General features: G+C 72.5%; 12 protein-coding genes. 7 read left to right on the top strand and 5 right to left on the bottom strand.

Translation table 11 applies throughout. The features are described from left to right. Positions 1 to 83 precede the first annotated feature (83 nt). From G514_RS27905 to bagA, 4 genes are all read right to left on the bottom strand, one after another. Positions 84 to 2,237, bottom strand: coding sequence for a transglycosylase domain-containing protein (locus G514_RS27905; RefSeq protein ID WP_245582285.1), 2,154 nt, complete (start codon positions 2,235 to 2,237; stop codon positions 84 to 86). Between the two features lie 347 nt (positions 2,238 to 2,584). Next, positions 2,585 to 2,878, bottom strand: a complete 294-nt coding sequence (locus G514_RS0119550) for a WhiB family transcriptional regulator (RefSeq protein WP_028653123.1) — start codon at positions 2,876 to 2,878, stop codon at positions 2,585 to 2,587. 402 nt (positions 2,879 to 3,280) lie between these two features. After that, a complete protein-coding gene (gene bagB, locus G514_RS0119545) occupies positions 3,281 to 4,474 on the bottom strand; it encodes an ArsA family ATPase (RefSeq protein WP_051247813.1) in 1,194 nt (397 codons plus the stop codon). After that, the gene (gene bagA, locus G514_RS0119540; RefSeq protein WP_425411450.1) at positions 4,471 to 5,511 is read right to left on the bottom strand and encodes an ATPase BagA; all 1,041 of its coding nucleotides are present in this window, start codon (positions 5,509 to 5,511) and stop codon (positions 4,471 to 4,473) included. Before bagA ends, bagB begins: the two co-directional genes overlap by 4 nt. Positions 5,512 to 5,524: 13 nt before the next feature. Between bagA and G514_RS0119535 the strand changes: the two genes are divergently transcribed. Continuing rightward, positions 5,525 to 8,227, top strand: coding sequence for an AAA family ATPase (locus G514_RS0119535; protein WP_084152243.1), 2,703 nt, complete (start codon positions 5,525 to 5,527; stop codon positions 8,225 to 8,227). 96 nt (positions 8,228 to 8,323) lie between these two features. After that, positions 8,324 to 8,890, top strand: coding sequence for a hypothetical protein (locus G514_RS0119530; protein WP_028653119.1), 567 nt, complete (start codon positions 8,324 to 8,326; stop codon positions 8,888 to 8,890). A 127-nt stretch (positions 8,891 to 9,017) separates the two neighbouring features. Here the strand turns inward: G514_RS0119530 and G514_RS0119525 are convergent, their stop codons facing one another. Then, positions 9,018 to 10,178, bottom strand: coding sequence for a hypothetical protein (locus G514_RS0119525; RefSeq protein ID WP_157545044.1), 1,161 nt, complete (start codon positions 10,176 to 10,178; stop codon positions 9,018 to 9,020). A 47-nt stretch (positions 10,179 to 10,225) separates the two neighbouring features. Here G514_RS0119525 and G514_RS0119520 point away from each other — a divergent pair, with 47 nt between their 5' ends. The 5 genes from G514_RS0119520 to G514_RS0119500 are packed head-to-tail and all read left to right on the top strand — an operon-like array spanning position 10,226 to position 12,994. Further along, positions 10,226 to 11,014 carry a CoA transferase subunit A gene (locus G514_RS0119520; protein WP_028653117.1) on the top strand — a complete coding sequence of 263 codons (789 nt, stop codon included), beginning with the start codon at positions 10,226 to 10,228 and terminating at the stop codon, positions 11,012 to 11,014. Next, a complete protein-coding gene (locus G514_RS0119515; RefSeq protein ID WP_028653116.1) occupies positions 11,011 to 11,637 on the top strand; it encodes a CoA transferase subunit B in 627 nt (208 codons plus the stop codon). The genes G514_RS0119520 and G514_RS0119515 overlap by 4 nt, the downstream gene beginning before the upstream one ends. A gap of 35 nt (positions 11,638 to 11,672) precedes the next feature. Next, a complete protein-coding gene (locus G514_RS0119510) occupies positions 11,673 to 12,350 on the top strand; it encodes a VOC family protein (RefSeq protein ID WP_028653115.1) in 678 nt (225 codons plus the stop codon). 30 nt (positions 12,351 to 12,380) lie between these two features. Next, positions 12,381 to 12,539 carry a Sp36 family protein gene (gene sp36 / locus G514_RS30495; RefSeq protein WP_157545042.1) on the top strand — a complete coding sequence of 53 codons (159 nt, stop codon included), beginning with the start codon at positions 12,381 to 12,383 and terminating at the stop codon, positions 12,537 to 12,539. Continuing rightward, positions 12,536 to 12,994: a RidA family protein gene (locus G514_RS0119500; RefSeq protein WP_028653114.1), complete on the top strand. Its 459-nt coding sequence runs from the start codon at positions 12,536 to 12,538 to the stop codon at positions 12,992 to 12,994. Before sp36 ends, G514_RS0119500 begins: the two co-directional genes overlap by 4 nt. Positions 12,995 to 13,012: the final 18 nt, after the last annotated feature.

Below are 13,012 nucleotides of genomic sequence, written 5' to 3'. Positions count from 1 at the left end.
CGAACGCTCCGAGGCCCGGGCAGGGATCGGCCTGAGCTCATCGGTTGCCGGGACCGGCGCACGACGCTCCTCGACTGGCGCCGTCAGCGACCGCCGTGACCCCCGCCGTGGCCTCCACCATGGCCACCGCCGTGGCCCTTCGGCGGCTTCGGGGGCTTGGGCGGCCTGGCCGAGGTGACGCCGACACCCTCGATGCCCACCGGGTAGACGAAGTCCTCGTAGGGCTGGCCCGCCGTCAGCGGCTTGAGCGCGTCGCCCCAGATCGGCGCAGCGAACCCCGAGCCCGATGCGGAGGAGATGTAGCTGCCGTCGATGGTCTTGCCGACCAGCGACTCGGGTCTGCCCAGTGAGTCGATGCCGGCGATGGTGGCGGCCGCGGCGTACTGCGTGGTGTACCCGCAGAACCACACCGCCTTCTGCTCCTGGGTGGTGCCGGTCTTGCCGGCCGCCGCGGTGGACAGGGCCTGCGCGGACGCGAAACCACCCTCGATCACGCCGCGCAGCACGTTGCTGACCGCGTCGGCGACGTTCTGCGGCAGCACCTGCGTGCACTGGGGCTCGTAGTCGAGCAGCACGTTGCCCCCGGAGTCGAGGATCTGGGTCACCGGGCGGGAGGCGCAGTGCAGGCCGCGCGCGGCGAACGTCGCGTAGGCCTCTGCCATCTCGAGCGGCGAGGCGTCCGCGATGCCGAGGGTGAACGACGGGTAGCGCTCGGCCTTCGGGTCGGTGAGCTTGACGCCCAGCTCCGTCGCGAGCTCGAAGGGTGCGCACACGCCGGTCAGCTGCTCGAGCTGGAGGAAGTAGGTGTTCACCGAGTTCCGGGTGCCGGAGTACATGTTGTACCAACCGGTGCCGGTCGAGTTGTTCGCGGTGTACTCGCCGCCGAAGAACCCTTCGCCCGGGCAGTTGGTGAAGTCGGCCTGGTCGAAGGTCATCGGCGACGGGGAGTCGAACTGCGTGTCGAGCGGGAGGCCCTGCTCGAGCGCCGCCGCGAGCGTGAAGACCTTGAACGTCGACCCGGGCTGGAAGCCGTTGGCGCCGCCGTACTCCTTGGGGACGGTGAAGTTGACGTAGGTCTGGCCGAGCTTCTTGCGGTTGCCCATCGGCCGCGACTGCGCCAGGGCGACGACGTTGCCGGTGCCCGGCTGCTCGATCGCCAGGGCGCCGATGGCGCCATCGGTGGGGTTGACGTGCGCGGCCACTGCGTTGTCGGCGTCGCGCTGGGCGGTCATGTCGATCGTGGTCTTGATCGTCAGGCCGCCGTTCTTGAGCAGGTTGTTCCGCTCCTGGACGGTGGCGCCGAGCTGGGGGTCCTGGAGGAGGTAGGAGAGCACGTAGTCGCAGAAGAACGGCGCGGTGGAGTTGACGCAGCCGCTGCTGACCTCCTGGACGTCGAGCCCGAGGTCCTTCAGCTTGTTCTTCTCCGCCTTCTCGCGAGGGATCGCGTTGAGCTCGGCCATCCGGTCGAGGACGACGTTGCGCCGCTCCAGCGCCCGGTCGGGGGAGTTGGTCGGGTCGTAGCCGCTGGGGTTCTTGACGAGCCCGGCCAGCAGGGCCGACTGGCGCAGGTTGAGCTCGCGGGCGTTGACGTTGAAGTAGTGCTTCGCCGCCGCCTGGACGCCGTACGCGCCGTCGCCGAAGTAGGCGGTGTTGAGGTAGCGCTCGAGGATCCAGTCCTTGGAGTGGCTCTGCTCGAGCGCGATCGCGTAGCGCAGCTCCTTGAGCTTGCGCGCGTAGGTGTCGTCGGTGGCGGCCTTCTTCTCGGCCTTGGTGCGGGCCTGGTTGACCAGCGTGAGCTTGACCAGCTGCTGGGTGATCGACGAGCCACCCTGCACGACGCCGTCGTTGGCCTGGTTGGTCACCAGCGCGCGCAGCGTGCCCTTCAGGTCGAGCGCACCGTGCTGGTAGAAGCGGTAGTCCTCGATCGCGACGACCGCCTTGACCATGTTCCGCGAGATGCTCTTCAGCGGGACGGTCGTGCGGTTCTGGTCGTAGAACGACGCGAGCCGGTTGCCGTTGGCGTCGAGGATCGTCGTCCGCTGCGAGAGGTCCTCGGTCTTGAGCTCCTCGGGCAGGTTGTCCATCGTGCGCGCCACGTTGCGCGCCCCGATGCCGGCCAGGCCCGCGAACGGGATCGCCAGACCCGCGACGACCACCCCGAGCACGGCCGCGACCGCGGCCATCACGACCAGGTGGGACAGCACACGGTACGCCGGAAGCCGCTCGTGGCGGGGCATGGACACACGCACAGGATAGTGACCGACCATTTACCCCCGCGAGTTTCGGCCCCCAGTACGCGGCGCCAGCTTCGCGGCGCCTCGCTCGCTGGCGCTCGCTGCGGCGCGGGCGCCACGGCCCGGAGGCCGATCGCGGGGCGCCTCGCTGCGCTCGGACAGACCGGGTCGCTGCGCTCCCACCGCTCCAATGACGTCCATACGCGGCTCATGTGTCGGAACATCATCACGACAAATAGCTGGCGGCCGGCTGAAGGCCCTCAGGGAAGGGCGTCAACCGGCCGCGAGCTGTCCTGACGCGAGTCAGGAGCTGTGGGGGATTTCAGTTGTGGGGATGAGCGTGTGGTGCGTCAGGCGGAGATCTCGTGCGACTTCTGCTCCGCCTTGATGCGGGCGGCCTCGAGGACGGCCCGCCAGGAGGCGTTCGGGCGGCGACGCAGGAGCGCCCGGCGCTCCCGCTCGGTCATGCCGCCCCACACGCCCCACTCGATCTGGTTGTCGAGCGCCTCGGCGAGGCACTCGGTGCGTACCGGGCATCCGGTGCACAGCTGCTTGGCCTTGTTCTGCTCGGCACCACGGACGAAGAGCTCGTCGGGCTGTGCCTTCCGGCACGCCGCGCTGGGGGTCCAGTCCTCGATCCACATTTCTCTGCCCTGCCATCTCCGAGATACAAAATTCTGTTCGGCCCTGCGTGCTGCTGGGCGCCTGTCCCGGGGGCCCGAGCGTTCCCTCCCCGTGAGTAGAAACTTAGGAAAATGGGGCGCGAGCGAGTACGGGTGAACGCTTCGACCTCCATAGCCCGAAATGACTAGTCATTCGGGACCATGGGCCCCCTTGGGGGGAGGCCGAAATGACGAGCGGTCCGCGGCGATACGCCCAGAAATCGCTGTTCGGAGGCGTGTCGGCGTTGCGCACGCCACACCTGTCCCACTCGAGGACCCTGCACCCGAGGCGACCCTAGGGAGGACCACTGGGGGAGCCCGTCAGCGGGCAACTCTGGGCAAGCGCTGAGGAAAGCGCGGGGGAAGTCCGACCGGCGCGACCGGTCAGGACGGCTGGTCGGCCAGCAGCTCCCCGACCACCCGGAGCCCGGCCAGGTCGTGCACGTCGCCGGCCAGCGCCGGCACCACGGCCGTCGCCACGCTCGGGTGCGCCGCGGCGAACCGCTCGCGCAGGGCCGCCTCGCGCTCCACCATCCGCTGCCGGTCGGCGTGCAGCCGCAGCAGCCCGGCGGTGAGCGGGGCGGTCGCCGAGGCCCCGTCGCGCCGCAGCCGGGTAGCCGCCGCCATCGCCTCGTCCGCCGAGAGCTCGCCCTGCGGCGGCGGGCTGGCGCGGTTGACCACCAGGCCGGCCAGCGGCATCCGGTCCTCCGCGAGGCGCTCCACGAAGTACGCCGCCTCCCGGAGCGCGTCGGCCTCGGGCGCCGCCACGACGAGGAACGCCGTCCCCGGCGCCTGGAGCAGCGCGTAGGTCTGCTGCGCGCGGGCGCGGAAGCCGCCGAAGACGGTGTCGAGCGCCGCGACGAAGGTCTGCAGGTCGGTGATGAACTGCCCGCCCAGGATCTTCGACAGGGCACCGGTGACCAGTCCGAGGCCGGCGGTCATGATCCGGGCCGGGCCGCGGGCCGGTGCGAGCAGCAGCCGCACGAACCGTCCGTCGAGGAACGACGACAGCCGCTCCGGAGCGTCGAGGAAGTCGAGCGCCGAGCGCGAGGGCGGGGTGTCGACGACGATCAGGTCGTAGGTGCCGGCCGCCTGGGCGTCGCGCTGGAGCTGGCCGAGCTTCTCCATCGCCATGTACTCCTGCGTCCCGGCGAACGACGACGACAGCGCGACGTAGAAGGGGTTCTCGAGGATCTGCCTGGCCTTCTCCGGGCTCGCCTGAGCCTCGACGACCTCGTCGAAGGTCCGCTTCATGTCGAGCATCATCGCGTCGAGCGAGCCGCCGTGGTCCGCGGCGCCGACGAGCCCCGCGACCGGCCGCGGGGTGTTGTCGAGGGCCTCGATGCCCATCGACTGGGCCAGCCGGCGGGCGGGGTCGATGGTCAGCACGACGACCTTCCGGCCGCGCTCGGCGGCCCGCAGCGCGAGTGCGGCGGACGTGGTCGTCTTGCCGACGCCCCCCGAGCCGCAGCACACGATGATGCCGGTGCCGGGGTCGTCAAGGAGCGCGTCGACGTCGAGGGGGGCGGCCGCCGTTCGCGCCACCAGGGGACCGACGCGCGGGTGGGTCCGGGTCATGCCATGCCCTGGTCGCGGAGGGCGGCGGCCAGCTCGTAGAGGCTGCCGAGGTCGATCCCGGCCGACAGCCGGGGCAGCTCGTAGGACGGCACGCCCATGCCCTTGACCAGGGTTCGCTGCGCGTCCTCGAGCGCCCGGCGGATGGCGTGGTCGCGGGCCTGGTCGAGCAGGCCGTCGACGAGCCCGTCGGTCACCTCGACGCCAGCCACCTCCAGGTCGGACCGGATCGCTCCTCGGTCGAGCCCGCCCTTGCGGGCGGCGGCGAGGTCCTTGACCCGGAGGTCGCGCGGGCGGACCTGGTTGACCACCACGCCGCCGACCGGCAGCCCGGCCTCGTGCAGGTGCGCGATGCCGTCGGCGGTCTCCTGGACCGGCATCTCCTCCAGCACGGTCACGAAGTGCACGGCGGTCCGCGGCGAGCGGAAGAGCGTCATCATCGTGTCGGCCTGGTTCTTGATCGGCCCGACCTTCGCCAGCCCGGCCAGCTCGTCGCTGACGTTGAGGAACGGCGTAATCCGGCCCGTCGGCGGCGCGTCGAGCACCACCGCGTCGTAGTCGATCGCGCCCTTGTTGCGGCTGTTGCGCTGCACCGCCTCGTAGACCTTGCCGGTGAGCAGCACGTCGCGCACGCCCGGCGCGATGGTGGTCGCGAACTCGATGACGCCGAAGCGGTCGAGGGCGCGGCCGGCGCGGCCGAGCCGGTAGTACATCGAGAGGTACTCCATGAGCGCCGACTCGGCGTCGATGTGCAGCGCGTGCACCACGCCCGCGGGCGCGCCGTTGCTGACCAGGCCGGTCGCGATCCGGCGCTCGGCGTACGGCAGGGGGTCTACGTCGAACATCCGCGCGATGCCCTGGCGTCCTTCGACCTCGCAGAGCAGCACGTCCTTGCCCTGCGCGGCCAGGGCCAGCGCGAGCGCCGCGGCGACCGTGGACTTGCCGGTGCCCCCCTTGCCGGTCACGACGTGCAGGCGCACGCCCGGCCAGTCGGAGCTCACGAGTCCGACTCTAGGCCGTGTACGAGTACCGATCCGCAACTACCGTGCGTGCATGGGACGCCGGGTGGCCCTGGTCGGCCGCGCACGTGAGACGGCGCTGGTCGAGCGCTTCCTCGACGACCCGTCGGCCGCGGGCCTCGTCCTCACCGGCGAGGCCGGACGCGGCAAGACGGCCCTCTGGGAGCACGCGGCCGAGCGCGCCGCCGAGCGCGGAGCCACGGTGCTGCGGGCCACACCGGGCGAGGGGGAGGGGCGGCACTCCTTCGCCGTCCTCGTGGACCTCTTCCGCGACGTGGACCTCGCGCCGACCGGGCTGCGGGAGCCGGTGCGCGCGGCCCTCGGCGTGGCGCTGCTGCACGAGCTCGCCGACGCGCCCCTCGACGCGCATGCCGTCAACGTCGGCGTGCACGACCTGCTCTCCGGGCTGGCCCGCGACCGCGACGTCGTCGTGTGCGTCGACGACGTCCCCTGGACCGACGTCGCGTCGCTCGAGGCTCTCACCCATGCGGCGCGCCGCCTCGGCGGTGCGCGGGTGCGCTTCGTGCTGACCCGCCGCGCCGGCGTCGAGCGCACCTCGCTGGAGGCGACGCTGGCCCGGCGCGGGCTGACCGACGTGGAGCCGGAGCCGCTGGGCGTGGAGGAGGTCGCGCGGCTGCTCAGGCAGGAGCTCGGCCTGACCCTCCGGCCGCGGCTCGTGCGGCTCCTGCACGAGCAGACCGCGGGCAACCCGCTCTTCGTGCTCGAGCTGGGACGCGTGCTGCGCGACCGCGGCGTCCCCGCGACGGGAGAGCTGCTCCACCTCCCCACCGAGGTGGCCTCCGTCCTGGGCCTGCGCGTGCGCGACCTGCCGCCCGACCAGCGCACGCTGCTCCTCGCCGTCGCCGTGGACCCCCACCTCACCGAGACCGAGCTGGTCGAGCTCGCCGGGCTCGAGGCCGTCGAGACGGCGGTGGCAGCGCGGGTGCTCGGGCTCGCCGACGGCGGACGGGTCCGGCCCTGGCACCCGATGCTCGCGGCGGCTGCGCGCGACGAGGCGACGCCGGAGCGACGCCGGGAGCTGCACCGGCGGCTGGCCGAGGTGGTCACCTCGCCCGAACGACGGTTGCGGCACCTCGCGCTCGTGTCGACCGGCGGTGACGAGCAGCTCGCCGCCGTGCTGTCCGACGGCGCCGCGTCGGCGGGCGACCGCGGCGCAGCCGAGACGGCGCTCGGGCTCGCCGAGCTCGCGCTGGCCAGGACGCCGCCGGGGTCGCCGGCGCGGGTCGCACGGGTGCTCGACCTGGCGTCGCGGCTGGCCTCGGCCGGCGAGGCGCAGCGCCTGACGGACGTCCTGGCGCCCGAGATCGAGCACATCCCGCCCGGACCCGAGCGCGGGCACGCCCTGCTGATGCTGCTGGACGGGATGTGGGGGAGCGTGGACCACGCCGAGCGGCTCGTCGAGCGGGCGCTGGCCGAGTGCGGCGACGACCGCGACGTCCTCAGCCGGGCGCTGGAGGTCAGGTCCGTCATCGCGGCCGGCATCAGGGTGTCCGGGGTGGGGGCCGCGCGGGCCTGGGCGGACGAGGCGATGGCGCTCGACCAGAGCGGCCCCGGACGGCCCGGCGACCGCGAGTGGCGCAACCTGAGCGACGCGGTCAACTGGTGCCTCGTGCACAGCGGGCAGGAGCCGCGGCCGGCCGAGGGTCCGGCGTACTGGAAGCGGCTGATCTGGCGGGGGGAGATGGCCGAGGCGGAGCGGCTCGTCCGCGACGCCATCACGGCGGCCGAGGAGGGTGGGCGCCACCAGGAGGCGAGTCTCCTCACGGTCAGCCTGTCCGACGTGCTCGTCCGCAGCGGCCGCCTGGCCGAGGCGCGTGAGTTCGCGTCGGCGCAGGAGGACCTCGACCTGACCATGCGCGAGACCCCGGACCTCGAGCTGCTGCGTGCCGAGATCGACGTGAGGTACGGCGACCCCGAGTCGGCCCGCGCGTGGGCCCTCGAGGCCCGGGACCGGGCCGACGCGCTCGGCCACGTGTGGATCCGGCTCGAGGCCGACCGCGCGCTCGCGATGGCGGCGCTGCAGTCGGGGGACCCGGAGGACGCCTCCGCCCGACTGCGCGCGGTCTTCGACCACGTGGTCGCGGCCGGGGTCCGCGAGCCGGGCATGTTCCCGGTCGCGCCCGAGCTGGTCGAGGCGCTCGCGGTGCTGGGCCGCACCGACGAGGCGCGCACCGTGCTCGCCTGGCTCGACGAGGTGTCGGTCGAGCAGGGCCACCCGTGGGGCTCGGCCATGACCGCTCGCGGACGGGTCCTGCTCGACCTGCTGGACGGGGCGCTCGCGCCCACGGAGGCGGCCGCGACCGTCGACGGCGTGGCCGCCGACCTGGGTGCGCTCGGGCTGGCCCACGACGCAGCCCGCGCCCATCTCGTCGTCGGCTCCGCGCTGCGCCGGCAGCGGCAGTGGGGCCTGGCGCGCGACCAGCTCGCCCGTGCCGCCGAGCTGTTCGACGCCCTGGACGCGGCCGGCTGGGCGCGGACGGCGCGCGGCGAGCTCGAGCGGGTGGGCGGGCGGCGTCCGGCGGCCGAGGGCGAGCTCAGCGGCGCCGAGCTGGAGACCGCGCGCCTGGCGTCCGAGGGCCTGCCCAACAAGGCGATCGCCCGCCAGCTGCAGGTCTCGGTCAGCACGGTCGAGGCCCACCTCACCCGCGCCTACGCCAAGCTCGGCGTCCGCTCGCGCGCCCAGCTCGCGGTCCGGCTCGGGGAGCTCGGCCGATAACGCCGGGGTTTTCCTCGATTGAGGGCTCCCGGCCGCGTTCCTAGCGTCGTCGCAGGTCAGCGCATCGGGCGCTGGCACCGACGCAAGGACAGCTCCATGATGCGCTCACTCACCCATCTCCTGCGGACCCAGCTCCTCGGTCTGCTCGCCCTCCTGGTCGTGCTGACCGGCGGCACGGCACTCGCGGCGACCTCGGGGAAGACCCTCGCGAAGACCGTTGCGAAGAACACCGTGGTCAGCAAGTCGATCAAGAACGGCCAGGTCCGCGCCGCGGACCTCGCCGCCGGCGCCGTCGGCACCGACCAGGTGGCCGTCAACGCCCTCACCGGCGCGGACATCGACGAGTCGAAGCTCGACACCGTCCCCGACGCGGCATCGCTCGGCGGCACGCCGGCCTCGTCGTACCTCCGCGGGACCGTCGTGCAGAAGGAGTCGGCGGTCGCCCCCGGCACCGACCTGGGCGACGGCACGGCCGCGCAGATCATCAGCTGCGACCCCGGCGACATCCTGCTCACCGGCGGGCCGGCGAACCTCTCCGCGACCTCCGACATGGTCGAGTCGTTCCCGACGGCGGGTCCGCCGAACAGCCTCAAGGTGCGGGTGAACAAGCACGGCGTGGCTGACAACTTCTCCGTCGTGATCCTCTGCCTCGACCGGCCCTGAGGACGCCACTCGTTGGTGCGGCACGACCCCGGACCGGGACGCGGGCTCACGCGTCGGTGGTTCGCGGTCCCTGGGACGGCGCGTCGGGCCTCCGTGAGATGCGGTGGCCCGGCGCGCCGTCGCCGCGTCAGCGCACGACGTGGAGGAGGTTGCCGTCGGGACGTGTGCCTTTCCGGCCGCTGAGGACGAGCCAGATCCCGCGCTTGCCGGCCCCTTCGCCGGACCGGCAGGTGCCCTTGATCGCGCACGGGAGGGCACGACCGACGCCGAGGACGGTCCCGCGCTGGACGACGCGGCCGCGGGCGTTGCGGAACGTGATGCCGCCGGACCTGTCGACCCGGAAGGTCCCCCGGAGCTCGTGCTTCCTGCCGCCGGCGTAGGCGTAGGTCAGGCGGTAGTCACCGGTGAGCTCGCCGGCGCGCTTGAGGAACGTGACCTTCTGGCGGGTCAGCCCCGAGGTGCGCGACCGGTCGGCGTACGCGTAGGTCCCCCTCAGGCCGGTGCGGGGCTCCATGAAGTAGAGCGGGTTGATGAAGTCGTGGCGGCCGAACGGCGTGCCCGTCGTCGGTCCGGGAGGCACCAGCCCATCGGTGTAGAACCCGCCGCGGTGGAAGGCGCCGACGATGCCGGTGCCGATCTGCACGGTCGCCGCCGGGCCGGGGTCGACCCAGTAGGGGATGCAGCCGGCGCCCTCCTGCGTGCAGCTCGGCCGGCCGCGGGCAGGCAGGCCGAGGTAGGCGTAGTCGCGCGACGCGAAGGTCAGGAGCTGCGGCGCGGAGCCCGGCGCCTGGTAGCCGTAGACCGCGAGCCGGGACCCCTCACTGGGCCCCTCGGGCAGTGGCGACCCGCTCGTCCACGCGGAGTACTGCACGCCGACGCTGTGGAAGGGCGGGCCGACGCTCCCGTCCATCTGCACCGAGAACGGGTGGAAGCCCGGGCTGAGCGCGGAGACCTGGAACGTCACGGTGGTGGGGACGGTCAGCGCGCCGAACGTGCGCTGGGGGTCCATGATCTGCAGCCCGTCGTCGTCGCTCCGGGCGTTGATCGTCACCGGCTGGTCGGACAGGACGACCACCGAGATGCTGGTGGTCTGACCGCTGCCCGCGAGGGGGACCTGGCGCGGGTAGCTGATGGGCAGGTCCCACACCATGGTCAGGCCACCGAACGACGGCGGTGGCAGCGTCGGAGCCGCTTGCGCGGCCGGTGCCAGCAGGACCACGGCCAGCACCGTGGTCAGCACCGTGGCCAGCACGCCGGTCATGGCAGCGAACGTCGGGCGTGCCTTCACCCGGGCACCCTAAGTGCAATCTGCGCGGGGGACTACGGTGCGTGGTCATGGACAAGGTGGTGAGCTCCGCTGCCGAGGCGGTGGCGGACATCCCCGACGGCGCGACGATCGCGGTGGGTGGGTTCGGCCTGTGCGGCATCCCCTCGGTGCTGATCGCGGCGCTGCTGGAGGCGGGCACGGGTGACTTGGAGGCGGTGTCCAACAACGCCGGGGTCGACGGGTGGGGCCTCGGGATGCTGCTCGGGGCCGGGCGGTTGCGGCGGATGGTGGCGTCGTACGTCGGGGAGAACCAGGAGTTCGCGCGCCAGTACCTCTCCGGTGAGCTCGAGGTCGAGCTGACCCCGCAGGGCACGCTGGCGGAGCGGATGCGGGCGGGCGGCTCGGGGATCGCGGCGTTCTACACCGCGACCGGCGGCGGCACCCAGGTCGCCGAGGGTGGTCTGCCGTGGCGCTACGACAGCGAGGGCAACGTCGTGCTGGCGAGCCCGCCGAAGGACACCCGGACGTTCGAGACCAAGGACGGGCCGAAGGAGTTCGTGCTGGAGGAGGCGATCGTCGCCGACTACGGGCTGGTGCGGGCCGCGAAGGGTGACCGGCACGGCAACCTCGTCTACCGCGACTCAGCACGCAACTTCAACCCGCTCGCGGCGATGTGCGGGCGGGTGACGATCGCGGAGGTCGAGGAGCTCGTCGAGCCCGGCGAGCTCGACCCCAACCTCGTGCACACGCCGGGGGTGTTCGTGCAGCGCGTCGTCGCGCTGACACCCGAGCAGGCGGCCGACAAGCGGATCGAGAAGAGGACCGTGAGGCAGCGTCAGGAAGGGGCGGGCTCGTGAGCTGGACGCGCGAGGAGATGGCGGCCCGGGCCGCTTCCGAGCTGACCGACGGGTCCTACGTCAACCTCGGGATCGGGCTGCCGACGCTGGTGCCCAACTACGTCGCCGACGACGTCGAGCTGGTGCTGCAGTCGGAGAACGGGATCCTCGGGGTGGGCGCCTACCCGTTCGAGGGTGAGGAGGACCCCGATCTGATCAACGCCGGCAAGGAGACCGTCACGCTGCGTCGCGGTGCGTCGTTCTTCGACTCCGCGACGTCGTTCGGGATGATCCGCGGCGGCAAGATCGACGCCGCGATCCTCGGCGCGATGCAGGTCTCGGCCAAGGGGGACATCGCGAACTGGATGATCCCCGGCAAGATGGTCAAGGGCATGGGCGGGGCGATGGACCTCGTGCACGGCGCCAAGCGGGTCATCGTGCTGATGGAGCATGTCGCGCGCGACGGGTCCTACAAGATCGTCGAGGAGTGCTCGCTGCCCTACACCGGCCGCGGCGTGGTGCAGCGGATCATCACCGACCTGTGCGTCATCGACATCACCCCCGCCGGCCTCTCGCTCGTCGAGCTCGCGCCGGGCGTGACCGAGGACGAGGCGCGGGAGAAGACCGAGCCCCAGCTCGTCTGAGGCCAGGTGTCGGCGCGGCCGCCTAGGTTGTGCGGGTGGCCATCGCGACGTTCAAGGACCTCTGCATCGACGCCGTCGACCCGTTCGCCGTCGGCGACTTCTGGGGACCCACGCTCGGGCTCGAGGTGACCAGGCTCGAGGACGGCGACGTCCGGCTCGACGGGCTGACGCCGCAGCACGCCATCTGGGTCAACCGGGTGCCGGAGCCGGTGACCGTCAAGCAGCGCGTGCACCTCGACGTCCACGCCGCGAGCACCGACGACGTGCTCGCGCGCGGCGCGACCCCGCTCGACACCGCCTCCTTCGCCTGGGACGTCGTGCGCGACCCAGAGGGCGGTGAGCTGTGCGTGTTCACCCGCCGCAAGGTGCCCGACTACCGGCTCTACGAGATCGTCGTCGACAGCGTCGACCCGTTCGCCGTCGCCGAGTGGTGGCACGGCGTGCTCGGTGGTGAGCTCGGCGGCGACAAGGAGAAGGGCTGGGCATGGCTCGACGGGCTGCCGGGCGTGCCGTTCGAGAGCCTCGTGTTCGTCTCGGTGCCCGAGCCGAAGACGGTCAAGAACCGCATCCACTGGGACGTCGACGTCGCCGACCTGCAGCCGCTCCTCGACGCCGGTGCGCACGTCCTGCGAGCCCGCGACAGCGACGTCTACTGGACCATCATGTCCGACCCCGAGGGCAACGAGTTCTGCGCGTTCACGCCCCGCGACTGACCTCCTCCGCTCGCGAGTAGGGTGCCGAGCATGACCAAGTGGGAGTACCTCACCGCGCCGATCCTCACGCACGCGGCCAAGCAGATCCTCGACAACTTCGGGGCCGACGGCTGGGAGCTCGTGCAGATCGCGCCGGGCATGAACCCGGAGAACCTGGTCGGCTACTTCAAGCGCCCGCTCGCCTCATGAGCACCCCCGAGGAGCGGCTGGCCGAGCTCGGCCTCGCGATCCCGGAGGTCGCGGCGCCGGTCGCGGCGTACGTCCCCGCGGTGCGCAGCGGCGACCAGGTCTTCACCTCCGGCCAGCTGCCGATGCGCTCGGGCGAGCTGCTCGCCACCGGCAAGGTCGGTGTCGAGGTGACCGAGGAGGAGGCCTACGCGTGCGCGCAGCAGTGCGCGCTCAACGCGATCGCGGCGATCAACGCCGAGGTGGGCGACCTGTCGCTGGTCAGGCGCATCGTCCGCGTCGGGGTCTTCGTCGCGTCCGCGCCGCACTTCACCGCGCAGGCGAAGGTCGCGAACGGCGCGTCGGAGCTGTTCGGCAACGTCTTCGGCGACGCGGGCGTGCACGCCCGGGCCGCGGTCGGCGTCGCCGTGCTGCCGCTCGACGCCCCGGTCGAGGTCGACGTCATCGTCGAGCTGTGACCTCGCGCCCGACCCGAC

This window comes from Nocardioides halotolerans DSM 19273 (assembly GCF_000422805.1).
Taxonomy (GTDB): Bacteria; Actinomycetota; Actinomycetes; order Propionibacteriales; family Nocardioidaceae; genus Nocardioides; species Nocardioides halotolerans.
Note: the sequence above shows the minus strand (reverse complement) of the source record. Positions and strands in the feature narration are given on the sequence as shown.